Source organism: Mycobacterium sp. 852013-51886_SCH5428379 (genome assembly GCF_001665575.1).
Classification (GTDB): domain Bacteria; phylum Actinomycetota; class Actinomycetes; order Mycobacteriales; family Mycobacteriaceae; genus Mycobacterium.
Window position 1 is genome coordinate 61,464 of the sequence record NZ_LZSU01000012.1, and the last position, 24,894, is coordinate 86,357.

Consider the following 24,894-nt stretch of genomic DNA (forward strand, 5'->3'; position numbering starts at 1 on the left):
CAGCGCCGGGTCCGCGGCAGCGGAATCCGGTCCAGCGATGTGCTTAAACCCGTGTCATGGACCAGTATTCGCCGCGGCGCGCCACGAGTTCGGTATGGCTGCCGCGTTCGACGATGCGCCCCTCTTCCATCACCAGGATGAGATCGGCGTCGCGGATCGTGGACAGCCGGTGGGCGATGATGAAGCTGGTCCGGTCCCGGCGCAGTTCGCGCATCGCATGCTGGATGAGCAGTTCGGTGCGGGTGTCCACCGAACTGGTGGCCTCGTCGAGTACCAGCACCTGAGGGCGGGCCAGTACGGCGCGGGCGATGGTGATCAACTGTTTCTCGCCCGCGCTGATGGAGCCGCCGTCGTCGCTGACCCGGGTCTGGTAGCCGTCGGGCAGGGTGTGGACGAAGCGGTCGACGTAGGCGGCCGTCGCCGCGGCGATCACCTCGTCCTCGCCGGCGTCGGGCCTGCCGTAAGCGATGTTGTCGTAGATGGTGCCGCCGAACAGCCAGGTGTCCTGCAGGACCATGCCGATCCGCGACCGCAGCGAGCGCCTGCTGACCCCGGCGATGTCGACGCCGTCGAGCAGGATCCGGCCGGAGTCCACGTCGTAGAACCGCATGAGCAGGTTGACCAGTGTGGTCTTCCCGGCGCCGGTCGGTCCGACGATCGCCACCGTGCTGCCCGGTTCGACCACAAGCGACAGATCCTGGATCACCGGGGTGTCCTGGCGGTAGCCGAAGCTGACGTGGTCGAACTCCACCCGGCCACCGCGGGCGGTCAGTTCGCCGTCTTCGTCCGGGGGCTCCTCATCGGTGTCGAGCAGCTCGAACACCCGCTCCGCGCTCGCGATTCCGGACTGCAGCGTGTTGTACATCGCGGCCACCTGGGTCAGTGGCTGGTTGAACTGGCGGACGTACTGGATGAACGCTTGGATGCTGCCGAGGGTGATCTGGCCGGTCGCGACCTGGAGCCCGCCGATCACCGCGACCGCGACGTAGCTCAGGTTGCCGATGAACGCCGTCGCGGGCTGCACCAGGCCCGAGAAGAACTGCGCACCGAAGCCGGCCTGGTAGACGTCGTCGTTCAGTTCGGCGAACTTCTCTTGAGCCCCCGCGCGGTGTCCGAAGGTCTTCACGATCGTGAAACCGCTGTAGGTCTCCTCGATGTGGGCGTTGAGCCGTCCGGTGTTGCGCCACTGCGCGACGAACATCCGCTGCGAGCGACGGGCGATCCAGCGCGTGGCGAGCAGCGACAGCGGCACGGTCAGTACCGTGATCAGCGCCAGCAGCGGCGAGATGGTCAGCATCATCACCAGCACCGCCACGATGGTGAGCAGTGAGGTGAGCAGCTGGCTGATCGTCATCGACAGCGACGTCTGGATGTTGTCGACGTCGTTGGTGACCCGGCTGAGCACCTCACCGCGCTGGCGGGTGTCGAAGTAGGACAGGGGAAGCCGGTGCACCTTGTCCTGGACGTCGGCGCGCAACCGCACCATGGTGCGCTGGACGGTGGTGTTGAGCAGCCGTGCCTGCGCCCAGACCAGCAGCGCGGCAATCAGATACAGACCCAAAGCCAACGCCAGCGTGCGGGCCACGGCGGCGAAGTCCACGCCCTGGCCCGGGACGACGTTCATCCCGGAGAGCAGGTCGGCGAACGTGGAGTCGCCCCGGGCCCGAGCCGCTTCGATGGCCTGCTCCTTGGTCAGGCCGGCCGGCAGCTGACGTCCGATGACGCCGTTGAACAGCAGGTCGGTCGCATGGCCGAGGATGCGCGGGCCGATGACGCCGATGGCGATGCCGCCCACCCCGAGCAGGATCACCACCGCGGTCAGCGTGCGTTGCGGGGTGAGCCGTTTGACGAGGCGGATCGCCGACCCCCGGAAGTCGCGGGTGCGCTCGGCCGGCGCCTGGGGCAGGCCACCGCGGAAGGGGCCGCCGCCGCCCATGGGGCCGGTCACGGCGCGCCACCGGCGTCGGCACCGACGGATTGTGAATCAGCGAACTCGGCGTAGGTCGGGCAGTCGGCCAGCAGCGATTCGTGGGTGCCGACACCCACCACGCGGCCGTCGTCGATGACGATGACCTGGTCGGCGTCGGCGACCGTCGACAGACGTTGCGCCACGATCAGGACGGTGGCGTCGCGGGAGATCTCTTTCAACGCCGCCCGCACGCGCGCGTCGGTGTGGACGTCGAGGGCCGAGAACGCGTCGTCGAACAGGTAGATCGGCGGGTTGCGGATCACCGCGCGGGCGATGGCGAGGCGCTGACGCTGACCGCCCGAGAAGTTCATGCCACCCTGGGCGACCCGCATGTTAAGACCGTCGGCGTGGGCGCGGACGAAACCGTCGGCCGCGGCCACCCCGAGCGCCGCCCACATCTCGTCCTCGGTCAGCACCTGGCCCGGGGCCGCGCCGAGCTGCAGGTTGTCGGCCACGGTGCCGGAGAAGAGGTAGCCGCGTTGCGGCACCAGTCCGACGGCTGCCCAGAGGTGTTCGACGTCCCAGTCGCGCACGTCGACACCGTCCACGAACACCGCACCCGCGGAGACGTCGTAGAGCCGGCAGATCAGCGAGACCAGCGTCGACTTCCCCGACCCGGTCGATCCGACGATCGCGGTCGTCGTCCCGGGGCCGGCCGCGAACGAGACGTCCTGTAGCACCGGACGATCCGCGCCGGGATAGGAGAACGACACCGCATCGAGGCGTAGCTGCCCGGTGACCGAGGACGGGCGCGCTCCGTCGGCGCGGGACACGATGGCCGGTCGGGTGTCGAGTACCTCGCCGATGCGGTCGGCGCACACCGCTGCCCGCGGGATGATGATCAACATGAAGGTGGCCATCAGCACGGCCATCAGGATCTGCATGAAGTAGGACAGGAACGCGATCAACGAGCCGACCTGCATCTGCCCGGCGTCGATGCGCAGCCCGCCGAACCAGACCAACGCGACGCTGGAGACGTTGATGACCAGCGTGGTCACCGGGAGCATGAGGGCCTGCCAGCGGCCGGCCGCCAGGGCGGTGTCCGAGAGCTCCTGGTTGGCGTCGCCGAAGCGGGTCCGCTCCAGCGGTTCCCGGGCGAAGGCGCGGATCACCCGGATACCCGAGAGCTGTTCGCGCATCACCCGATTGATGTTGTCGATGAGCTGCTGCATGCGCCGGAAGATCGGCAGCAGATGCGACACGATCCAGTAGTTGGCCAGCGCCAGCACCGGCACGCTGATCAGCAGCAGCCATGACAGCCCGGCATCCTGGTGCACCGCCATGAAGATCCCGCCGACCGACATGATCGGAGCGGTGATCAGCATCGTGCAGGTCAGCTGCACCAGCAGCTGGATCTGCCCGACGTCGTTGGTGGTGCGGGTGAGCAGCGACGGCGCCCCGAACCGCGCGGTCTCCTCGGCGGAGAAACCGGTCACCTGGTTGAAGATCGCCGCGCGCAGATCGCGACCGAAGCCCATGCCGGCCCGGGATCCGAAGTACACCGCGGCCACCGCGCACACCACCTGAAGACCGCTCACGGCCAGCATCACCAAGCCGAGGTCGATGATCGTCTTCGTGTCGCCCTTGGCCACGCCGTCGTCGATGATCGCGGCGTTCACCGTCGGGAGGTACAGGGAGGCCAGGGTGCTGACCACCTGGAGCGCGGCGACGGTGGCGAGCAGACCTCGGTACGGCTGCACGTACCGCCGCAGCAGCGCCCAGAGCATCCCGCTACTTTCGCACACCGGCCTGCGGGATCCACTGCGACAGGCGATCCTGGGGACTCGCCGGGAAATGGCTGGTCAACCGGCCTGTCGGTGGTTCACGATCACGGCTGCCGCTACAGTGCATGGCGTGACTCCCAGCACGCGCAGGACGGGCCGAGCCCGCAACGCGAAGGCGCTGGCCGCACTGGCGACGGCGCTCATCCCGGTGCTCGGCGCCTGCTCCGATTCCGGTGAGCCGGCCGCGCCGGACAGCCCACAGAGCACGCAATCCGCCGGCGGCGTTTCGCACGGTCCGTTCTTCCCGCAGTGCGGCGGCGTCAGCGACGAGACGATCAGCCAGCTCACCGAGGTCACGGGGTTGAAGAACACCGCGATGACGTCGGTCGGCTGCCAGTGGCTGGCAGGCGGCAGCATCGTCGGCCCGCACTTCTCGTTCACCTGGTTCCGCGGCAGCCCCATCGGGCGGGAGCGCAAGACCCAGGAGCTGTCCCGCACGAGCGTGGAGGACATCAACATCGAAGGCCACGACGGCTTCCTCGCGATCAGCGACGATCTGACGCTCGGCACGAACCTGTGCGAGATCGGTATCCAATTCGGTGATGACTTCATCGAGTGGTCGGTGACGTTCGACCGCAAACCGTTCCCGGATCCGTGTGAAGTCGCCAAGGAACTCACCCGCCAGTCGATTGTGAACTCCCAGTGAGCCCGCAGAAGCGCGCGTTCGTCGTGCTGGCCGCGCTGCTCGGAATCCTGGTGGCGCTGATGGGCTGCACCCGCACCGTCGACGGGACGGCGGCCAGGGCCGGTTCCGGCGGCGGCCCGAGCAACGACCAGTCCGAGCGGCAGTACCCCAACCTGCTCAAGGAATGCGATGTCCTGACCACGGACATCCTCGCCGAGACCGTCGGCGCCGACCCGCTCGACATCCAGAGCACGTTCGTCGGTGCGGTGTGCCGCTGGCAGGCCGCCAATCCCAACGGCCTGGTCGACATCACGCGGTTCTGGTTCGAGGAAGGCAGCCTCGACAACGAACGCACGACGGCCGAAAAACTGCAGTACGACATCGAGAGCCGCAACATCGCCGGTGTGCCGTCGATCGTGATGCGCACCAGCGACGCCAATGGCGCGTGCGGTGTCGCCAGCGACGCCGCGGGCGTCGTCGGCTGGTGGATCAACCCGCAGGCCCCCGGCATCGATGCGTGCGGCCAGGCGATCAAGCTCATGGAGATGACCCTGGCCACCAGTTCGTAGTCCCCTCACGTCCGTATCGGCTGGTAGCGCGCGGGCAATCCGACGCAGCGGATCCGGAATGCCGGGCGTTTGACGTGGACGCGGTGGTGGCCGGGTGTGGTGGGTGCGGTCGAGTTGTAGCGGTGGCCGGTGGGGGTGGTGAATACGGCGGTGTGCTCGCCGTCGACTTCGGCGGTGGTGACCTGCCAGCCGGGGGCTTCTTTGGTGTAGTTGCAGCGTTCGCATTCGCCGAGTCCGTTGAGCGCGCTGGTCGGGCCGCCGTCGCGGTGCGGGCGGGCGTGGTCGTGGTGGCGGATCGGGGCGTCGCAATAGGGGGTGCGGCAGGTTCGGTCGCGTAGGTCGATGAAGCGGGCCAGCGCTTTGGGGAACAGTCGGACCCGGGAGTCCATGGCGACCAGCGCGCCGGTCGAGGGTCGGGCGTACAGGCGGCGCAGCGTGGCCCGCGAGCGGGAGTCGGTGGCGGCATCCTTGATCAGCGTGCGGGCCACTCCGGCCGGGAGCGGTCCATACCCGTGCAGGTGTGCGGGTTGCTCATCGGCGCCCAGCAGCGTGGCGTCCGAGAGCACCAGGTTCGCCGCGACCGGCACCGGCGCCTCGGCCGGGCGTCCCGCCACCCGCTCGTAGAGGGTGTCGGCCATGATCTGGCCGCGGGTGCGCTCATCGAAGGTCGTGTCGGCGGCCCGTTTGAGGGCCGCGTAGACCCCCACGCCCTGGGCGACGGGCAGCAGCACGGTCACATAGCTCATGCAATCGGGTGCCGGACGCACGGTGACGCAGCGGTCGGCGGCGGCCTTGGCGGCCCGCTCCACCACCGCCTGCGCGTCCAACCGGTAGGCGATCTTCTTGGCCTCGGCCTCCACCCGCTTGTCGCCCCACCCCTCCAGACGGCTTGTGTCGCCGCACAGTTCGGCATCGAGTTGGCGGCGGTGTGCGACGCTCAGACACGCCGATTCCCGCACGATCACGGTGGCCCGCCATTCGGAGAGCTCTCCTGCCTGCAGAGCGGCCAGCGTGCAGGGCATTTCGTGGACCAGGGCGCGGGCGAACCCGAGGTGGCGACCACCCCTGTTCGGGGAGTCGCGCCGGGCCAGGGCGATCTCCCCGGCCAACCCACGTCCGCGTTTGGTCGTCGACACCCCTGCCGCGGCCTCGGCAGCGCGACGCTTCTCGTCGAGCAGGGCGGTCACCCGCGCCTGTCCGGCCGCGGCGGCCGCCTTGGCCGTCTCCAACGCCGCAAGGCGCTCGATCAGCGCAGCCTCGTCGGCGGCCGGATCCACCACAGCCAATTCATCGAACATACGTTCGAGTCTAGCTGCCGCGACCGACAGGATGGGTCAGCGCGGGATGTGGAAGGTGACCAGCGCGGCGCCGCCCAGCTCCACCCGGTCCCACGGTTGGGCCGTGCGCAACTCGGCGATGGCGGAGGTGGGGTACTTCGCCGAGATGCCCTCGACGGCAAGCGGGTTGCTGCCGTCGATGTCGGCGAGGCCGATCGCGACCCGGGACATCGTCGGCTCGTGGCCGATCACGAGCAGTGTCCGCACCTGGTGGTCGAAATGGTCGCCGACCCGGTTGATCTGGTCGATCACCATTCCGGGCGTCGCGTCGTAGAGCTCGTCGACGAAGCGGACCGGAGCGTCGACCCGGGTGCGCTGCAGGGTCTCGCGGGTACGGGTGGCGGTCGAGCAGAGCACCGCATCGATCACCGGCGTGTTGGCCCGGAGCCACTCGCCGGCCAGCCCGGCCTCGCGGATGCCGCGGTCGGCCAGCGGCCGATCATGGTCGGCCACCCCGGCGGGGTAGCCGGACTTCGCGTGTCGGAGCAGCAGCAGGGTGCGGAAGTCGGTGCTCACAGCCACCACGGTAAGCCCGCGCGGCCACATGCCGGTCGAGGTCCGAGGACTTGTCGGAGTCCAGACCTAGACTCTCGAAGCGCAGAGACAACGGCATACGACAACGGGGGAGGACGGGCCGGGCATGCGATTCGTACACACAGCCGATTGGCAACTCGGGATGACCCGCCACTTCCTCAACGGCGAGGCGCAGCCGCGGTATTCGGCGGCGCGCCGCGACGCCGTCGTGGCGGTCGGTGCGCTGGCCGCCGCGTCCGGCGCTGAGTTCGTCGTCGTGGCCGGTGACGTCTTCGAACACAACCAACTCGCGCCGCGGGAGATCAGCCAGGCGCTGGAGGCCATGCGCACCATCGGCGTCCCGGTGTTCCTGCTGCCGGGCAACCACGATCCGCTGGACGCATCGTCGGTCTACACCAGTGCGTTGTTCCTCGACGAATGTCCGTCCAACGTCAGAGTTCTGGATCGCGCGGGGGTGCACGAGGTCCGTCCCGGCCTCGAGATCGTCGCCGCGCCGTGGCGCTCGAAGGCGCCGACGGCGGATCTGGTGGGCGAGGTGCTCGACGGGCTGCCGGCCGACGGTGTGACGCGCGTGCTGGTCGGTCACGGTGCGGTCGACATGATCGACCCCGGTAAGGACAAACCATCGCTGATCCGCCTGGAGGCGGTCGAGGCGGCATTGGCCCGCGGCGCAGTGCACTATGTCGCGCTGGGAGACAAGCACTCTCGTACCTGCGTGGGGTCGACGGGGCGTGTCTGGTACTCGGGATCGCCCGAGGTGACCAACTACGACGACATCGAGAGCGATTCGGGACACGTGCTCGTCGTGGACATCGACGAGGGCGATTCCACCCGCCCGGTGCGGGTGGAGGCGGAGCGCCTCGGCCGCTGGCGATTCGTCACGCTCACCCGGTCGGTGGACGACCGTCGCGATATCGCCGACCTCGATCTGAACCTCGACCTGATGCCCGACAAGGAGCGCACGGTGGTCCGGATGGGGTTGACCGGTTCGTTGACGGTCACCGACAAAGCGGATCTCGACGCCTGTCTGGACCGGTACGCCCGGCTGTTCGCGTCGCTGACGGTGTGGGAGCGCGGCACCGACATCGCCGTCCTGCCGGCCGACGGCGAATTCGACGATCTCGGCATCGGGGGCTTCGCCGCGTCGGCGGTCGACGAACTCGTCGGGCTGGCACGCGCCGAGGGTGACGGCGCCGAAGACGCCCGCGCGGCACTCGCGCTGTTGCTGCGCCTGGTCGACAGGAGCGACGCCGCATGAAGCTGCACCGCCTCGTCCTGACCAACTACCGCGGGATCACCCACCGGGAGATCGAGTTCCCCGATCACGGGGTGATCGTGGTCAGCGGCGCCAACGAGATCGGTAAGACCTCGATGGTCGAGGCCCTCGATCTGCTCTTCGACGCCAAAGACCGGTCGTCGAAGAAAGAGGTCAAGCAGGTCAAGCCGACCCACGCCGACGTCGGCGCCGAGATTACCGCCGAGATCAGCGCGGGCGCATACCGTTTCATCTACCACAAGCGATTTCACAAGCGTCCCGAGACCTGGCTGCGCGTCCTCGCTCCCCAGCATGAACAGCACACCGGGGACGACGCCCACGAGCGTGTCCTTCGCATCCTCGCCGACTCCGTCGACATGGATTTGTGGCGGGCGCAGCGGATCTGGCAGGCGGCGTCGACGGCTGCCGCGGAGTTGTCGGGCTCCGATGCGCTCTCGCGGGCCCTGGACGCGGCCGCGGGGGAGGCGGACACGTTGTCCGGGACCGAGCCGCTGCTCGTCGATCGGATCGACGAGCAGTACACCCGCTACTTCACCGCAACGGGTCGGGCGACGGGTGAGCTGGCGGCCGCGGTCAAACGGCTGCAGAGTGCCGACGCCGAGGTCGCCCGGTGCGCCGCTGCCGTCGCGGAGGTGGAGGATGCGGTTGCCAGACATGCCGCGCTCACTGCGGACCTGGAGGCGTTGACGGCGCAGCAGGCCGCAGCGCAGGACCGGCTGGTGGAGGCCCGGGCGGAAGCCGAGGCGTCCGCCGCGCTGCGTCGCCGGCTCGAGGAGGCCGAACTGGTCGCCACCGCCGAACGGGCCACCCGGGACGCGACCGTCGCGGCCCTCACCGAGCGGAGGCGGATACGCGCTGACATCGACGAGCGGTCGGCGGCGATCGGGGCGCTCGAAGTCGCCGTCGCGGATGCGCTCGAAGCCGAAGGCGTCGCAGGCGAGGTCAAAAAGGTCGCCGAACAGGAGGCCGACGCGGCCCGCGAAGCGGTCGAGCATCGCCACGAGGAGGTCGATGCCGCACGCGTTGCGCTGCAACGCATCTCCGATCGCGAGGAGTCCGACCGGCTGGCGTCGCGACTGGCCCGGCTCGAGGGTGCACTGCGCGACCGGGCCGAGGTGGAGGCCGAGATCGCCGGGATCCCTGTCACCGATGCGGTGCTGCGGGACGTCGACGTTGCGGCGCAGACCGTCGACCGCGCGGCCGGACAGGCCGATCTGGCATCGGCACGAATCGAACTGACGGCGCTGACCGGTGTCGAGGTGACGATCGCGGGAAAGATGGTCGCTCTGGCGCAGGGAGACAACTGGTCGGTCAACACCACGATATCGACCGACGTCGAACTCCCGGGGGTGCTGACAGCGCGGATCGTCCCCGGCGCACCGGCGGCTCAGACGCAGGAGCGACTCGACGAGGCCAACGCGGCCCTCGCGGCTGCGTTGCACGCCGCGGGCGTGGACGATGTCGCGGCCGCACGCGAATCTCACGTCCGCAGACGTGCGCTCGTCGGTAGGCGAGATGCGTTGCACGCCACCATCGAGGCTCTCAGCGGTGACGAGGCCATCGATGCGCTGCGGGCGCGGCTGGCGGCCCTGACCGAGGGGATGCCCGCCGAGGACGGGCTGTTCGACGTCGAGGGCCCGGTCGACGTCGCGTCGGCCCGCGAACGACTCGATGCCGCGGTGGCCGCACACCGACAGGCCATCGTCGACTGTGAGACCCGCAGAAAAGTCGCGGTCGCAGCGGCGGACCGGATGGGTCAGGCGACGATGCGGACGACGGTCGCGCGTGAGAAGGCGGCGGCGGCACGTACCGAGCTGGCGAGCGCCACCGAGCGTCTCGCGGCGGCACGGGCCGGCGTGGACGACGATGCGCTGGCGATCCGGGCGCAGGCCGAGGGGGAGGCCGCTGCGCTGGCCGCTGCGCAAGCCCAGCAGTTGCGGGAACAGTGGGCCGCCGGCGCCCCCGACGAGGTGGCCGTTGAGCACGATGACGCCGCGCGGGCGGTCGCGCTCCTGGACACGCGGTGCCGCGACGCCGCGGAGGCGTTGCGAGAGATCACCGCGACACTGAAGGTGTACGGCACCGAGGGTAGGCAGGGTCGCCTCGATGCGGCACGCACGGAACGCGAACACGCACACAGTGATCACGAGCGAGTGTATCGACGCGCCCGCGCGGCCCAGCTGTTGCGCGATGTGATGACCAGGCACCGCTCGGCGACGAGACAGCGCTATGTGGATCCGTTCCGGCAGGAGGTGGAGCGCCTCGGTCGTGTCGTCTTCGGCGAGACCTTCGAGGTGCAGATCGACAGCGATCTGAACATTTGCAACCGCACGCTGGCCGGTCGCACCGTCGCCTACGACTCGCTGTCCGGTGGCGCGAAGGAACAGTTGGCCATCGTCGCCCGGCTCGCGGGCGCGGCGCTGGTCGCCAAGGAGGACGCGGTACCCGTCGTCATCGACGACGCGCTCGGATTCACCGATCCGGACCGACTCGTCAAGATGGGCGCGGTGTTCGACGTGGTCGGCGGCGCCGGACAGGTCATCGTGTTGACGTGTAATCCGGAGCGGTACGCCGCCGTGGATTCCGCCCACCGGATCACACTCACCACCGACGCCGCCGTCGCGTCCTAGACTGCCGGTGGCACAGGCCGACTCCGATCCGGGCGTGCCGCTTTTGGTGAGGTTGCCCCGAAAACGGGTATGGGCACGTCAGTCACATGTGAAACGGAGGCCATGGTGTCATCAGATGAGAACGGCGCGCCCCTGCAGCAGCGAGTTGCGGAGCTGCTCGCTGCGGCAGCCGCGTCGCTGAGCGAATTGGCGCAGCGCGCCCGCGAACTCGTCGAGGGAGCCGCCGATCGTGTCGGAATCGGCTCCGGCGAGGACGATTCCGACAGTCCGGGCTACAAGACCGCGACGGCGCTACCGGCCGCGGGCGCCAAGGCGACCACCGAGAAGGCGCTGCCCGCATCGACGCCGTCGGCTGGGGCCCCGCCCGCGAAGCCGACGCCCGCGAAGCCGGCGCCTGCCAAGAAGGCGCCTGCCAAGAAGGCTCCGGCCAAGAAGGCTGCGGTCAAGGAGGTGCCCGCCAAGGCGACACCGGCCAAGAAGGCTCCGGTGACCAAGGCGCCGGCCAAGCAGGCGCCGGCCAAGAAGGCTCCGGCCAAGAAGGCTGCGGTCAAGGAGGTGCCCGCCAAGGCGACACCGGCCAAGAAGGCGCCCGCCAAGAAAGCGCCGGCGAAGAAGTCGACTTAGACGGCCGCGGAGAGCCTCGCCCGCTGCGGGGCCTCGAAGGTCGCCGGAGCCAGGTTGAGGTGCTCACGCAGCGTCTCGCCGGTGTACTCGGTGCGGAACAGTCCGCGCCGCTGCAACTCCGGCACCACCGCGTCGACGAAATCGTTGAAGGTGCCCGGTGTGGACGCCGCTGACACCATGAAACCGTCGGCCTCGCCGCCGAGGAACGATTCCTCGATCTGATCGGCCACCTGCTCGGCCGTCCCCACGAACTGCGGCAGCAGCACCCCCTGGGCGTACCACTTGCCGATATCGCGCAACGTCAACCGGTCTCGCTGCGCAACCCGCCGAGCGGTGTCGAACAGCCCCTGCGTCCCGGACACCTTCACATCCTCCACCGGAGCATCGAGGTCGTAGACCGAGAAGTCGTGATCGGTGTGCACGCTGAGCGTGATCAGACCCGAGATCGGATCCGCCAGCTCGTTGTGGAACGCCTGCTTCTCGCGGGCGATCGACTCCGTCTCGCCGATGAACGGGATGAACGCCGGGAAGATCAGCACCTGACTCGGGTCGCGCCCGTAGTCGTCGGCCCGCGATTTGATGTCGTCGTAGTACGCGCGCCGGCCCTCCGGCGTCGGGTCGATCTCGAAAATCGCCTCGGCCCAGCGGGCCGCGAAGTCCCGACCGCTGGGCGATGAGCCGGCCTGGATCAGCACCGGCCTGCCCTGCGGCGAGCGCGGCACGTTGAGCGGTCCGCGCGTCCGGAAGAACGGTCCGTCATGGTCGACCGGCGCCACCTTCGACGGGTCGGCGAACGCCCCGCCCTTCTTGTCGACCACGAGCGCATCCGGGGCCCAGCTGTCCCACAATTCCAGCGCCGTGCGCACGAACTCGTCGGCGCGCTCGTACCGGAGCTCATGGTCGAGATGTTCGTCATGCCCGAAGTTGCGCGCCTCACCCTGCGTCAAGGACGTCACGATGTTCCAGGCCACCCGCCCACGCGTGATGTGGTCCAGGCTGGCGAAGATCCGCGCCAGCTCGTAGGGGTGGAAATAGGTGGCGGACTTGGTGATCGCCACGCCCAGCTTGGACGTCACCGCCGCGATGCTGGCCGCCACGATCGACGGATCCAGGGTCGCCGTGGCCTGGGTTCCCCGCCGCAGCGGTTCAGTGATGTCGTTGCCGAATCGCACGGGCGCAGCCAGCAGGTCGGCGAAGAACACGAAATCGAACTTGCCGCGTTCGAGGATCCGCCCGAGCCGGTGGTAGTACTCCGGTCTGGTGAAATCCGTATCGCTGGCCGGATGTCGCCATGCAGCGTGGGAATGGGTTACCTGCGAGGCGATCTGGAAACCGCCGAGGTGTAGCTGTCGAGCCATGGAACATTCCTTTCAGAAGTCAGAAGTAGGCGTTCGCCGGCACCGCGGTGCCGTGCAGCAGGTTGTCGCCGATGACGCGCGCCTTGTACGCCACGGGGTTGTGCAGGGTGATCGTGCGGATGTTGCGCCAGTGCCGGTCGAGGTTGAGCCGCCGGCTCGACGCACTCGCACCGCCCAGCTCCAAGAGCCGGGTCGCCGCCTCCGGTGCCACCCGGTCGAGATGCACCTTCACCTTGGCCACGGCCAGTTGGGCTGCCTGCGCGAGGCTTTGGTCGGGTACGCCGTCGATCGACGAGTCGGTGGCCGCGCCGATCGCCGCCGCGGCGTCGAGTACCGCTGCCCTGGCGACGTAGGCCGTACTGGCGAGTTCGCCGAGCTGACGCTGCAACAGGGGATCGTCGGCGGGCCGTTCGGTCAGCGCGTGGCTGAAGTTGCGGGTCCGCGATTCGAGCAGCGCCACCCCGTCCTCGACGACGTTCGCCAGGATGCCCGCCACCACCGCGTGGATGAACAATTGCAGCGATGCGTACTGCACCGTCGCATCCGGCTGGGCGTCGTAGGGCGTATCGCTGAGTACCTCGTCCGCAGACACCGCGACGTCGCTGAAGGTGGTGGTGCCGGTGCCGGTACGGCGTTGGCCGAAGCCGTCCCAGTCGTCGACGATGGTGACACCGTCGCGGTCGGCGGGCACCACCACGGTGGCCACAGAATCGTGGTCGGTGGTGGCGGCCACGGTGAGGTAGTCGGAGAACAGCGTGCCGGTGCTGTAGTACTTCTCGCCGCTCAGCAGGTGGCCGCCTCGCCCGTCGGGTAACAGCCGTGTGTTGAACACCAAGCTGCCCACCGCGAGAGAGCCTTTCTCGCTGAACGCATTACCGAACGTCTTACCCTCGGCGATCTTCCGCAGCCAGCGCTGTGACACCGGTTCCGAGGCGGTGCGCAATCGCTCCTCGGTGAACCAGAAGTGAGTGCGGAAGATGTGGGCGACAACGGGATCTGCGGTGGCGACGTCGATGACCGTCGAAAACAGCTGCGGCACGGTCAATCCCGCGCCGCCCAGACTCTCCGGCAGGCGTAGCGCGCCGAATCCGGCGCGTTTGAGCGCAGCGACCTGCTCGAAGGGGTTGACGTCGTTGAGGTCTCGTTCGGCAGCGCCTGCCGCGATCTGTGCGAGCAGGACGGCGAACTCCGGTGAGTCCGGTCGTACGGGGGTGGCGTTCTCCACAGCGGTCATGCGTCGGTTCTACCGACGCATCCGCCCGCGGTAACTGCTTTGGATCACCGGGAACCGAAACACCGGCTTCGCGCTTACTTCATGAAGCCGATCTTGGTGTAGTCCAGATCGCCGAGGCCGGCGGGACCGTAGTTGGCCAGATTGCTGCGGACTGCGGTGTTGCCCGGCGACTGGAACAGCGGCAGGCTGAAGCCCTCGGCCCAGATCAGCTCGTCGATCTCGTTGGCCAGCGCGCGCGCCTTCTCCGGATCGAGTTCGTCGAGCATCGTCTGGACCTTCGCGTCGATCTCGGGCGAACTGATCTTGCCGAAGTTGCTGTCGGCGTCGGTGGTGTAGATCTGTGTCAGACAGCACAGCGCGAATGCGTCACCCACCCAGGAGAACTGGGCGATGTCGAAGTTGCCGACGGTGACCCAGTCGGTGAAGAAGCCGGTGCCGGGTTTGGCCTCCAGCTCCAGCTTGACGCCGATCTGAGCGAGGTTGTTCTGGGCGATCTGGGCGATCTGCCGGGTCGACAGCGAGTCGTAGAAGATGTCCCGGATCACCAGTTGGCGGCCGTCCTTCTCCCGGAACTGGCCGTTCATCCGCCACCCCAGGGCGTCGAGTTCCTCGGCGGCCTTGGCCGGGTCGTAGGCCACCACACCGCTGTTGTCCTGATAGCCCTGCTGCCCGGCGACGAACACGTGGTTGTTGAGCGGTTTCGGATCGTCGGAAAGCCCGCGCAGCGTGATACTCGCGATGGCCTGACGGTCGATGCCCTTCTGGACGGCCAGCCGAAGGTCCTTGTCCGCCAGGATCGACCCGGGCGCACCGTTGAATGTCATGTGGTACCACTGCGCGTTGGGCGCGCGACGGATCGACACCCCCGGCGTCCGCTGGGCGATGGTGACCTCGTCGAGCGTGGACACTCCGGTGGCGTCGATGGCGTTGTTCTGCAGCGCCGGAATGCGGGCGGCATCGTCGAGCACCGAGTACGTCACGGTGTCCAACAGCGGGCGTTCACCCCACCACCGCGGGTTGCGGGTGAGCGTGATGCGCTGTGCGGTGCGATCGAGGTTCGACACCATGAACGGGCCGGCGGACGGCCCCGGTCCCGCGAGCTGCCCCGTGTTGAACACCTCGGGATCGGCGGTCATGCTCTTGGGATACAGCATCGAGTTGCCTGCGAACATGCCCTTCCAGTCCGTGTAGGGCGCGGCGAAGGTGACGACCGCCTGGCGATCGTCCACACCGCGGGTCACCGACCCGACACGTTCGGCGCCGGCGGCGCTGGCGATCGCGAAGTTCTTGTCCTTGCCGCTGGTCGCGTTGATCTGGCTGGCGATGTCCTCCCACGTGATCGGGACACCGTCGCTCCACACCGCTTTCGGGTTGATGGTGTAGGTGACCACCTGCGGGTCGGTGCTCGTCAACTCGACGTCGGTGAAGTAGTCGGTGTTGACCGTCATCGATCCGTCCGGGGCGATGCGAAAAGCGCGCGGGAGCGTCCACCGCAGCAGCCCACCCAGCGTCGCTTCGTTGCCGTCGATGTGCAGCGTGTTCCAGTTGGCCGGGAACGATGGCAGCGCCAGCCGAAGATCGCCGCCCTGCCGCAGGTTGGCGACGTCCTGGGGGTTGATGTCGTTGGTGGCGCCCACCTCGGCGGTACCGCCGGCCGACGGGGTGTCCTGATCGCTGCTGGAGCATCCCGAGACGATCAGAGCGGTCACGAGGGCGGCGGTGAGCAGGCGTCGCAACGTCATGCGCACAAACTCTAACGCGGTCGGGGTTTCGGCTGGGGGACCGCCGCCAGGAGCCGCCGGGTGTACTCGTGCTGGGGGGCGGTGAAGATCTGGTCGGCGTGGCCCTGTTCGACGACGGCGCCCTTGTAGAGGACGGCCACTCGGTGGGCGAGGTGCCGCACCACCGAAAGGTCGTGCGAGACGAACAGGTAGGACAGCCCGAATCGCTCCTGCAGATCGAGCAGCAGGTTGATGATGCCGGCCTGGATGGACACGTCGAGCGCGGAGACCGGTTCGTCGAGGGCGAGGATCTTGGGCTGCGTGGCCAGCGCGCGGGCGATGCCGATGCGCTGCTTCTGTCCGCCGGAGAATTCGGCCGGATAGCGACTGGCGTCCTCGCGGCGCAGTCCGACGATGCCGAGCAGTTCGCTGACCCGGGTGTCGATGTGGGCCCGGTCGAAGCCGTTCGCGGCCAGCGGCTCGGCGAGTACCTCGAACACCGGTAGCCGGGGATCGAGCGAGGCGACCGGATCCTGGAACACGACCTGTAGATCGCCACGCAGCGCGCGCCGGGCCTTGCGGTCCAGGGTGGCGACGTCGGCGCCCAGGACCTCGATCGAACCCCCTTGCGGCGGGGCGAGTTCGAGGATCTCGTGCAGTGTCGTCGACTTGCCCGAGCCCGATTCGCCGACGATGCCCAGGGTCTGGCCCTGCTGGAGTTCCAGGCTGATGCCGTCGACGGCGCGCACCTCGCCGATCTGCCGCCGGAACACCGCGCCCTTGGTCAGCGCGTAGGTCTTCACCAGGTTCTCCACGCGCAGCACCACCGACGCGTCAGCGGCCCGATCCTGCGCGGGCGGTGCGGTGGAGACGCCGTAGACGTCGGGAGCGCTGCGTCCGATGACGTGTTCGGTGCGGATACATGCCGCCGAATGCCCGGCGGTGATCTCGATCAGCGGCGGTTCGGCTTGTCGGCAGTCGTCGATGGCCAGCGGGCAGCGCGGTGCGAACGGGCAGCCCGGCGGCAGCGCGGCCATGGACGGCGGCGCGCCGGGGATGGGGACCAGCCGCGCACCCTGCGCGGCGTCGAGCCGCGGCACCGAACCCAGCAGCCCGACGGTGTAGGGCATCGCGCGACCGTCGTAAAGCGTTGGCACCGAGGCGATCTCGACAGCACGACCGGCGTACATCACCAGTGCCCGATCGGCGAACTCGGCCACCACCCCGAGATCGTGGGTGATGATCACGACGCCGGCGCCGGTGACGTCGCGTGCAGTCCGCAGGACCTCGAGGATCTGCCGCTGCACCGTGACGTCGAGCGCAGTGGTGGGTTCGTCGCAGATCAGCAGGTCGGGGTCGTTGGCGATGGCGATGGCGATCACCACGCGCTGGCGTTCGCCGCCGCTCAACTCGTGCGGGAATGCCCGCGCCCGGCGCTCGGGCTGCGCGATGCCGACGAGTTCGAGTAGCTCGACGGCACGGCTGCGCGCCGCGCGCTTGCCCAGACCACGCTGGTGCACCAGCAGCGCTTCGGCGAGCTGGTCGCCCACCGTGTAGACCGGCGTCAGCGCCGACATCGGATCCTGGAACACGGTGCCGATCCGGCGGCCCCTGATTCGCGACATCTGGGCGTCGTCGAGCCCCAGTAGTTCCTCGCCGTCCAACCGCACCGAACCGGACACCTCGGCGTTCTCGGGTAGCAGGCCGGCCACCGCCATCGCGCCCGCGGTCTTACCCGCCCCGGATTCGCCGACCAGCGCCACCACCTCGCCGGCGTCGACGTGATAGTCCAGGCCGCGCACGGCCGACACCTGTTCGGTGTCGGTCGCGAACGTCACGGTCAGCCCGGAGACCTCCAGCAGGCTCATCGGCGCCGCCTCGTGGGTCGCGCGCCCGGATCGATGGCGTCGCGCAGACCGTCACCGATCAGGTTGGCGCACAGCACGATGAGCACCAGGACGCCGGCCGGGAACAGGAACACCCACGGGAATGTCGTCACCGAGCCGGTGCCGTCGGCGATCAGCGTGCCCAGGGACACGTCGGGACGCTGGACGCCGAACCCGAGGTAGCTCAGTCCGGTTTCGGCGAGGACGGCCACGCCCACGTTCAGCGCGGTGTCGATGATCAGGATCGAGGCGACGTTGGGCAGGATGTGGCGCACGATGATCCGCCAGTGCGGCACGCCCATGTAGCGGGCGGCGACGACGAACTCGCGGTCGCGCAGGCTCATCGTCAGGCCGCGCACGATGCGGGAGCTGATCATCCACGAGAACGCGGCGAGCAGCAGGATCAGCCACAGCACGGTCCCCGAGCCCTGGGTGCGGGGTGTGACGATCAGGATCACGATGAAGCTCGGCACCACCAGCAGCAGGTCGACCAGCCACATCAGCGCCCGGTCGCGCCACCCGCCGAAGTAGCCGGCGATAGATCCGACCGTGGCGGCGATGATCGTCGAGATGAATGCCACGGCAACGCCGATCAGCAGCGACTTCTGCATGCCGCGCAGTGTCTGGGCGAGGATGTCCTGGCCAAGGCCGTTGGTGCCGAACCAGTGGTCGGCGCTCGGCGGCTGCTGTAGCGCGTTGTAATCCAGCTCGGCGTAGTCGTAGGGCAGCAGGGGCGGGAGTAGGTAGCACCCGGCGAACAGCAGCACCAGCACGGCCAGCGAAACCACCGCCGGTCGGTTGCGCAGGAACCGTCGCAGCACCAGGGTGCGCCGGGAGGCGAAGCCGGCGGTGTCGATGCCCGAGCGCACGGACTCTCCGGAAGCGCTCATGACTGCACCCGGACCCTTGGATCGAGCGCTGCGTAGATCACATCGGACAGCAGACCGGCCAACAGGATGGTGGCGCCGGTGAACACCGTGATCGCGGCGACGATGTTGGTGTCCTGGGTGGCGATGCCCTGCACCACCCATTCGCCCATGCCATGCCAGCCGAAGATCTTCTCGACGAACACGGCGCCGGTGACCAGACCGCTCACGCCGTAGGCGAACAGCGTCGCCATCGGGATCAGCGCGGTGCGCAGACCGTGTTTGAACAGCGCCTGACGGCGGGTCAATCCCTTGGCGCGCGCGGTGCGGATGAAATCCTGGCCGAGCACGTCGAGCATCGCGTTGCGCTGATAGCGGCTGAACCCGGCGATTGCCGTGAGCGCCAGCGTCAGCGTCGGCAGCACCAGATGCTGCAGCCGGTCGACGAACTGATCCCACGAACCGCCGACGGCGGTCGGCGACGTCTCACCGGTGTACTCGAACACCTGCATCCCGAGGCCGTTGTTCGCGTTCAGCGCGCCGAGGATGAGCAGGTTGGCGATGACGAACGTCGGCGTGCTGATCACCAGGAGGGACGCCACCGTGATGACCCGGTCGGACAGGCGGTACTGCCGGATGGCGCCCCACGCGCCGACGACCACCCCGATCACGGTGCCGAGGACCGAGCCGATCACGACGAGGCGAAGGCTGACGCCGATCCGCCGCCACAACTCGTCGGCTACTGGTTGCCCGGCCACGGTGGTGCCGAAGTCGCCGGTCAGGGCGCCGCCGAGCCAGTGGGCGTAGCGCAGCGGGATCGGCTTGTCGAGGTCGAGTTCGGCCGCTTTGGCGTCGATCACCGGTTGCGGCGGACGCGGGTTGCGCTGGAGCAGGCTTTCCAGCGGGTCGAAGGTCAACGAGGTCAGCGTGAAGGTCAGGAACGAGGCCAGGGCCAGCAGCACGAGGTAGTTCAGCAGCCGGCGTGCGAGGAACCGCGTCATCGGCGGCTACTGGTGCAGGGCTGCATGGGCTAGAGGGTAGAAGAGATCGGCGCGTGCGCAGGTTCAGGCGGTGGCGGCGGCGCGCCGGACCTCACAGCCCACGCATAGACAGTGCACAGGATCGGCCCATCGCCGGTGCGGATAATCGGACTGGTGAGTCCGAACCAGACCGACCCTGCGCGGTCGGTCATGCGCCGGGCCGACGGCAATCCGGTGCGGGTGCTCGTCGTCGACGACGAGCCGGTGCTCGCCGAGCTCGTCTCGATGGCACTGCGCTACGAGGGCTGGGACATCGCCACGGCGGGGGACGGCGCCACCGCCATCGCGCTGGCCCGCGAGAAACCGCCCGACGTGGTCGTACTCGACGTGATGCTGCCCGATATGAGCGGTCTCGACGTGCTGGCCAGGCTGCGCGAACAGATCCCCGGGCTGCCGCTGCTGCTCTTGACCGCCAAGGACTCCGTCGAGGATCGCATCGCCGGCCTGACCGCCGGGGGAGACGACTACGTCACCAAACCGTTCTCCTTGGAGGAGGTCGTGCTGCGGTTGCGCGCGCTGCTGCGTCGCACCGGGGTCAGCGAGAGCGGCGGTGCGAAGATCGTCGTCGGCGATCTGGTGCTCGACGAGGACAGCCACGAGGTGACCCGCGGCGGCGACCAGATCACGCTGACCGCGACGGAGTTCGAGCTGTTGCGGTTCATGATGCGCAACTCCAAGCGCGTGCTGTCCAAGGCCCAGATCCTCGACCGGGTGTGGAGCTACGACTTCGGCGGCCGGTCCAACATCGTCGAGTTGTACGTGTCGTATCTGCGCAAGAAGATCGACAGCGGACGCGAGCCGATGATCCACACGCTGCGCGGCGCGGGCTATGTCCTCAAACCCGCCGCCCACTGAGACGACTCGCGCGCGTCCGCGATCACCCCGGACGTGGTCGCTGCGCGCCCGTCTGCTCGCCACCCTCGTCACACTGCTGGCGGTGGTCTGCGCGGCGGTCGGGCTGGGCACCGCACTAGCGATGGAACGCTTCCTGACCCACCAGCTCGACAACCAGTTGCACGAGGCGGCGCGACGCTCGGCCGGCATCGTCGATTTCGGGCGGCCGCCACCACCGCCACCCGGGCTCGGCCCGCGTCGGCTGGAGATCCGGGACGGGCCCGGTCCCGATTTCCTCAATGCGCCGGGGCAGGCCGTCCGCACCGTCGGGGCGGTCGTCGACCCGGGGACCGCGATCGACGCCGGGGTGATCAACGCCGACGGCACCCGCGCCGGGATCAGTGCCGCCGCTGCGGGCCAACTCGCCTCGGTGGCCCCCGACGACGAACCCCGCACACTCGCCCTCGACGGCCTGGGCCGATATCGGGTCGTCGCGCTGCCCGCGCGTCGCGGGCAGGTGATCGTCACCGGACTCCCGACCTCGGATGTCGACGACACCCTGCTGACCGTGCTGTGGATCTTCTGCGTGGTCGGGGCGATCGCGCTCGTCGGTGGCGCCGCCGCGGGGGCGCTGATCATCCGCAGGCAGCTCGAGCCGCTGTCGCGGGTGTCGACGGCGGCGCGCGAGGTCGCCGATCTCGAACTGGATCGCGGCGAGGTGCGGTTGCCGACGCCGATCGTCGCCGTCGACCCGGCCGGCGCGCACACCGAGGTCGGTCAGCTCGGGACGTCGCTGAACCGGATGCTCGACCGCATCGCCGGCGCACTGTCCGCTCGGCAGGCCAGCGAGACCAGGGTGCGGCAGTTCGTCGCCGACGCCAGCCACGAATTGCGCACGCCGTTGGCCGCGATCCGGGGCTACACCGAACTCGCGCAACGTCATTCGGATGCGCTGCCCGACGACGTCGCGCACGCGATGAACCGGGTGGAGTCCGAGACGGCGCGGATGACGCAGCTGGTCGAGGACATGCTGCTGCTCGCCCGCCTCGACGACGGCAGGCCTCTGGAGCGCAAACCGGTCGACCTGTCGCGAATGGCGGTCGACGCGGTCAGCGACGCGCACGCCGCCGGTCCCGCCCACCGGTGGTCGCTGGACCTGCCAGCCGAACCGGTGGTCGTCATCGGCGACGCGGCCCGACTGCACCAGGTGCTGGCCAACCTGCTGGCCAACGCGCGGGTGCACACCCCGGCCGGCACCGCGGTCGTCACGTCACTGTCCGAGGGATCGGACGGCGGTGCCGTACTGACCGTGACCGACAACGGCCCCGGCATACCACCGGGGCTGATGCCGGAGGTGTTCGAGCGGTTCGCCCGCGGCGACTCGTCGCGCTCACGTCGCGGTGGCAGCACCGGCCTGGGACTGGCGATCGTCGCGGCGGTGGTCCGCGCGCACGGGGGCGCCATCGACGTGGACAGCATGCCCGGCCGTACCGAGTTCGTGGTGCGGCTGCCTGCGTGACTCATAGCGGGCACACAGGTTGAGCCCATCGGAGGCATACCCACCGCGAAGACCATGGACCCATGACCAATATGGCCGTGGCCGCACGGGCCGCGGGCGTGCCGGTGCTCGACGTCGTCGTCCCCGTGTACAACGAAGAGGCGGCGCTGGCCGATTCTGTACACCGCCTGCACCGCCACCTGAGTGACCACTTCCCCTTCACTGCGCGGATCACGATCGCGGACAACGCCAGCGTCGACGCCACCCCGCGGATCGCCGCGCAACTCGCCGCCGATCTGCCCGACGTGCGGGTCGTGCGGCTGAGGGAGAAGGGCCGCGGCCGAGCACTGCATGCGGTGTGGTCCGAATCCGACGCGCCAGTGCTGGCGTACATGGATGTCGACCTGTCCACGGATCTGGCCGCGCTCGCGCCGCTGGTCGCCTCGCTGATCTCCGGGCACTCCGATGTCGCGATCGGCACCCGGCTCAGCCGCGGCTCGCGGGTGGTGCGCGGCCTCAAGCGGGAATTCATCTCGCGGTGCTACAACCTGATCCTCAAATCGACTCTCGCGGCGGGGTTCTCCGACGCGCAGTGCGGCTTCAAGGCGATTCGCGCCGACGTCGCGCGACAGCTGCTGCCGTACGTGTCCGACACCGGCTGGTTCTTCGACACCGAACTGCTGGTGCTCGCCGAGCGCAGCGGCCTGCGCATCCACGAGGTGCCGGTGGACTGGGTGGACGATCCGGACAGCCGGGTCGACATCGTCGCTACCGCTCGAGCGGACATCAGGGGTATCGGCCGGTTGCTGCGGGGTTTCGCCGACGGCTCGATCCCGGTGCAGCTGCTGGCGGCGCAGTTCGCGCCGCCGCAACTGCCGGCCACATCGCGATCCCTGTTGCGGCATGCCGTGCGTTTCGCGGCCGTCGGCGCGGTGTCGACACTGGCGTACCTGCTGTTGTTCATGTTGACCCGCGGATGGCTGGGCGCACAGGTCGCCAACCTTGTGGCGCTGGGCGTGACGGCGATCGGGAACACGGCGGCCAACCGGCGCTTCACCTTCGGCGTGGCGGGCCGTCGGGGCGTTGCCCGGCACCACCTGGAAGGCCTCATCGTGTTCGCGATGGCGCTCGGTGTCACCAGCGGATCGCTCGCCGTGCTGCATTCGGTCACCGCTGAACCCCACCGGTTCGTCGAACTCGGCGTGCTGGTGGCCGCCAACCTCGCCGCCACCGTCATGCGCTTCGTGCTGTTGCGCGGCTGGGTCTTTCATCCCGGGCGCAACCGGTGAACCGCTGGGAGCGTCCCACACTGCTGGCGCTGCTCGTCGCTACGGCGGTGCTCTACCTGTGGGGGCTGGGTTCGTCTGGTTGGGGCAACGAGTACTACGCCGCAGCTGTCCAGGCCGGCACGCACAATGGGACGGCGTGGCTGTTCGGATCACTGGATCCTGGTAACGCGATCACCGTCGACAAACCCCCTGCCGCGCTGTGGCTGATGGTGCTGTCGGCCAGACTCTTCGGTTTCAGCGCGTTCACCATGTTGCTGCCGCAGGCGCTGATGGGCGTAGCCACCGTCGGTGTGCTGTTCGCGACCGTGCGGCGGACGAGTGGACCGGTCGCCGGTCTGGTTGCCGGCGCCGCAATGGCGGTGACTCCGGTGGCCGCGTTGATGTTCCGGTTCAACAATCCGGATGCACTGCTGGTGCTGTTGCTGGTCGTGGCCGCATACCTCACGATGCGTGCGATCGAGACGGGCGGTACCCGGTGGCTGCTGCTGGTCGGGTGCGTCCTGGGATTCGCATTCCTGACGAAGATGCTGCAGGCGTTTCTGGTGGTGCCCGCGCTGGCGCTGGCCTTCCTTGTGGCGGCGCCGGTCAGTATGTGGCGGCGGGTCGGCGCGCTGGGCGCCGGCGGTGTGGCGATGGTCGTGTCGGCCGGGTGGTATCTGCTGTTGGTCGAGGTGTGGCCAGCGGCATCGCGCCCGTACATCGGCGGCTCGACGGACAACAGTTTGCTGCAATTGGCTCTGGGCTACAACGGGATTCAGCGCATCGCGGGCGGTGGGGGACCTGGTGGTCCGGCTGGCCCGGTGGGCCCCGGCGGTCCGGGCGGTCCGGGCGGCGGCGCGAACCTGTTCTTCGGCGGCGAGCCGGGCATCGGCCGATTGTTCGGTATGTCCATGGGCGTGGAGGCGTCGTGGCTGCTGCCAGCCGCGCTGATCGGTCTGGTCGCGGGGATCTGGTTCACCCGCCGCAGGGTGCGTAGCGACGTCGTACGCGCGAGCTTGCTGATGTGGGGCGGTTGGCTGGTGGTGACGGGGGCGGTCTTCAGCTTCATGGACGGGACGATCCACCCGTACTACACCGTCGCGCTGGCACCCGCGATCGCCGCGCTGGCGGGTATCGCGGTCGCCGAGCTGTGGCGCGGCAGGGACGCCCTCTCGCATCGCATCACGCTGGCGGTGATGGCGGTGACGACTGGCGTGTGGGCGTTCGTGCTTCTCGAGCGCACACCGGAATGGCTGCCGTGGCTGAAATGGGTGGTCGTTGTGGTCTCGGTCGCGACGGCTGTTGCGGTGGCGGTTCGCACCCACCGATTCGGCCGGGCGACGGTGGCGGTCGCACTGGCAGCGGTACTGGCGGGCCTGGCCGCGCCTGCGGCCTTCGCGGTGTACAACGTGGCTCATCCGGCGAACGGGCCCGGAACGATGTCGGGTCCCGCGCGGGACGACGCGTTCGGTGGCCGGCCGCCCGGCGGCCCCGGAGGCGATCGGGACAACGCCACGGTGGCGGACCTCGTCGCTCAGGGGAATAACCGTTGGGCCGCAGCGACCGTCGGATCGATGGGGTCGGCGGATCTACAACTGGAATCCGGAGCGTCGATCATGGCGATCGGTGGCTTTACCGGTTCGGACGACTCGCCGACGCTGGCGCAGTTCCAGCAGTATGTCGCCGACGGCCAGGTGCGGTATTTCATCGGCGGCGACCGGGGCGGTCCGCCCGGCTTCCGGCATAGGGGCGCCGCCGCCGACATCACAGCTTGGGTCGAGGAGCATTTCGTCCCGCAGCGCGTAGGGGGAGTCGCCGTCTACGACCTGCAATCCGGCTGA

Annotated in this window: 19 protein-coding genes; 9 read left to right on the top strand and 10 right to left on the bottom strand. The window is 68.9% G+C overall.

Annotated elements, in window-relative coordinates; all coding sequences use genetic code 11:
* Positions 1-43: 43 nt before the first annotated feature.
* Positions 44-1,936, bottom strand: coding sequence for an ABC transporter ATP-binding protein (locus tag A5757_RS03935; protein ID WP_066828836.1), 1,893 nt, complete (start codon positions 1,934-1,936; stop codon positions 44-46).
* An 8-nt stretch (positions 1,937-1,944) separates the two neighbouring features.
* A complete protein-coding gene (locus A5757_RS03940; RefSeq protein ID WP_066828838.1) occupies positions 1,945-3,696 on the bottom strand; it encodes an ABC transporter ATP-binding protein in 1,752 nt (583 codons plus the stop codon).
* Positions 3,697-3,814: 118 nt separating this feature from the next.
* On the opposite strand from A5757_RS03940, the gene A5757_RS03945 reads away from it, so the two are divergent.
* The gene (locus A5757_RS03945; RefSeq protein ID WP_066828843.1) at positions 3,815-4,399 is read left to right on the top strand and encodes a DUF3558 domain-containing protein; all 585 of its coding nucleotides are present in this window, start codon (positions 3,815-3,817) and stop codon (positions 4,397-4,399) included.
* Positions 4,400-4,458: 59 nt separating this feature from the next.
* A complete protein-coding gene (locus tag A5757_RS03950; protein WP_082929308.1) occupies positions 4,459-4,947 on the top strand; it encodes a DUF3558 domain-containing protein in 489 nt (162 codons plus the stop codon).
* Between the two features lie 5 nt (positions 4,948-4,952).
* On the opposite strand, the gene A5757_RS03955 is transcribed toward A5757_RS03950, so the two are convergent.
* Both A5757_RS03955 and A5757_RS03960 read right to left on the bottom strand, forming a co-directional pair.
* Entirely contained in the window at positions 4,953-6,245 is a 1,293-nt protein-coding gene (locus tag A5757_RS03955; protein ID WP_082929300.1) for a DUF222 domain-containing protein, read from the bottom strand.
* 36 nt (positions 6,246-6,281) lie between these two features.
* Positions 6,282-6,800 carry a histidine phosphatase family protein gene (locus A5757_RS03960; protein ID WP_066828847.1) on the bottom strand — a complete coding sequence of 173 codons (519 nt, stop codon included), beginning with the start codon at positions 6,798-6,800 and terminating at the stop codon, positions 6,282-6,284.
* A gap of 124 nt (positions 6,801-6,924) precedes the next feature.
* Between A5757_RS03960 and A5757_RS03965 the strand changes: the two genes are divergently transcribed.
* The 3 genes from A5757_RS03965 (at position 6,925) to A5757_RS03975 (ending at position 11,348) form a co-directional block, all read left to right on the top strand.
* Complete coding sequence (locus A5757_RS03965; protein ID WP_066828849.1) at positions 6,925-8,076, top strand: exonuclease SbcCD subunit D; 1,152 nt, start codon at positions 6,925-6,927, stop codon at positions 8,074-8,076.
* Complete coding sequence (locus A5757_RS03970) at positions 8,073-10,724, top strand: AAA family ATPase (RefSeq protein ID WP_066828850.1); 2,652 nt, start codon at positions 8,073-8,075, stop codon at positions 10,722-10,724. The genes A5757_RS03965 and A5757_RS03970 overlap by 4 nt, the downstream gene beginning before the upstream one ends.
* Before the next feature lie 102 nt (positions 10,725-10,826).
* Positions 10,827-11,348 carry a hypothetical protein gene (locus A5757_RS03975; protein WP_231983878.1) on the top strand — a complete coding sequence of 174 codons (522 nt, stop codon included), beginning with the start codon at positions 10,827-10,829 and terminating at the stop codon, positions 11,346-11,348.
* Here A5757_RS03975 and A5757_RS03980 read toward each other — a convergent pair.
* From A5757_RS03980 to A5757_RS04005, 6 genes are all read right to left on the bottom strand, one after another.
* A complete protein-coding gene (locus A5757_RS03980) occupies positions 11,345-12,706 on the bottom strand; it encodes an LLM class flavin-dependent oxidoreductase (protein WP_066828855.1) in 1,362 nt (453 codons plus the stop codon). The genes A5757_RS03975 and A5757_RS03980 overlap by 4 nt on opposite strands.
* Before the next feature lie 19 nt (positions 12,707-12,725).
* Entirely contained in the window at positions 12,726-13,940 is a 1,215-nt protein-coding gene (locus A5757_RS03985; RefSeq protein ID WP_066828857.1) for an acyl-CoA dehydrogenase family protein, read from the bottom strand.
* A gap of 74 nt (positions 13,941-14,014) precedes the next feature.
* The gene (locus A5757_RS03990) at positions 14,015-15,682 is read right to left on the bottom strand and encodes an ABC transporter family substrate-binding protein (RefSeq protein ID WP_066828859.1); all 1,668 of its coding nucleotides are present in this window, start codon (positions 15,680-15,682) and stop codon (positions 14,015-14,017) included.
* Positions 15,683-15,693: 11 nt separating this feature from the next.
* The gene (locus tag A5757_RS03995; protein WP_066828860.1) at positions 15,694-17,529 is read right to left on the bottom strand and encodes an ABC transporter ATP-binding protein; all 1,836 of its coding nucleotides are present in this window, start codon (positions 17,527-17,529) and stop codon (positions 15,694-15,696) included.
* On the bottom strand, positions 17,526-18,437 hold the full coding sequence (locus A5757_RS04000) for an ABC transporter permease (RefSeq protein ID WP_066828862.1): 912 nt from the start codon (positions 18,435-18,437) through the stop codon (positions 17,526-17,528). Before A5757_RS04000 ends, A5757_RS03995 begins: the two co-directional genes overlap by 4 nt.
* Entirely contained in the window at positions 18,434-19,414 is a 981-nt protein-coding gene (locus tag A5757_RS04005) for an ABC transporter permease (protein WP_066828864.1), read from the bottom strand. Before A5757_RS04005 ends, A5757_RS04000 begins: the two co-directional genes overlap by 4 nt.
* A 189-nt stretch (positions 19,415-19,603) precedes the next feature.
* On the opposite strand from A5757_RS04005, the gene A5757_RS04010 reads away from it, so the two are divergent.
* From A5757_RS04010 to A5757_RS04025, 4 genes are all read left to right on the top strand, one after another.
* Positions 19,604-20,308: a response regulator transcription factor gene (locus A5757_RS04010; protein ID WP_066828982.1), complete on the top strand. Its 705-nt coding sequence runs from the start codon at positions 19,604-19,606 to the stop codon at positions 20,306-20,308.
* Positions 20,283-21,806 (top strand): cell wall metabolism sensor histidine kinase WalK, encoded by a 1,524-nt coding sequence (locus tag A5757_RS04015; protein WP_066828866.1) that lies wholly within the window; start codon positions 20,283-20,285, stop codon positions 21,804-21,806. Before A5757_RS04010 ends, A5757_RS04015 begins: the two co-directional genes overlap by 26 nt.
* Before the next feature lie 62 nt (positions 21,807-21,868).
* Positions 21,869-23,074 carry a bifunctional glycosyltransferase family 2/GtrA family protein gene (locus A5757_RS04020; protein WP_066828868.1) on the top strand — a complete coding sequence of 402 codons (1,206 nt, stop codon included), beginning with the start codon at positions 21,869-21,871 and terminating at the stop codon, positions 23,072-23,074.
* Positions 23,071-24,894, top strand: coding sequence for a glycosyltransferase family 39 protein (locus A5757_RS04025; protein ID WP_231983879.1), 1,824 nt, complete (start codon positions 23,071-23,073; stop codon positions 24,892-24,894). The genes A5757_RS04020 and A5757_RS04025 overlap by 4 nt, the downstream gene beginning before the upstream one ends.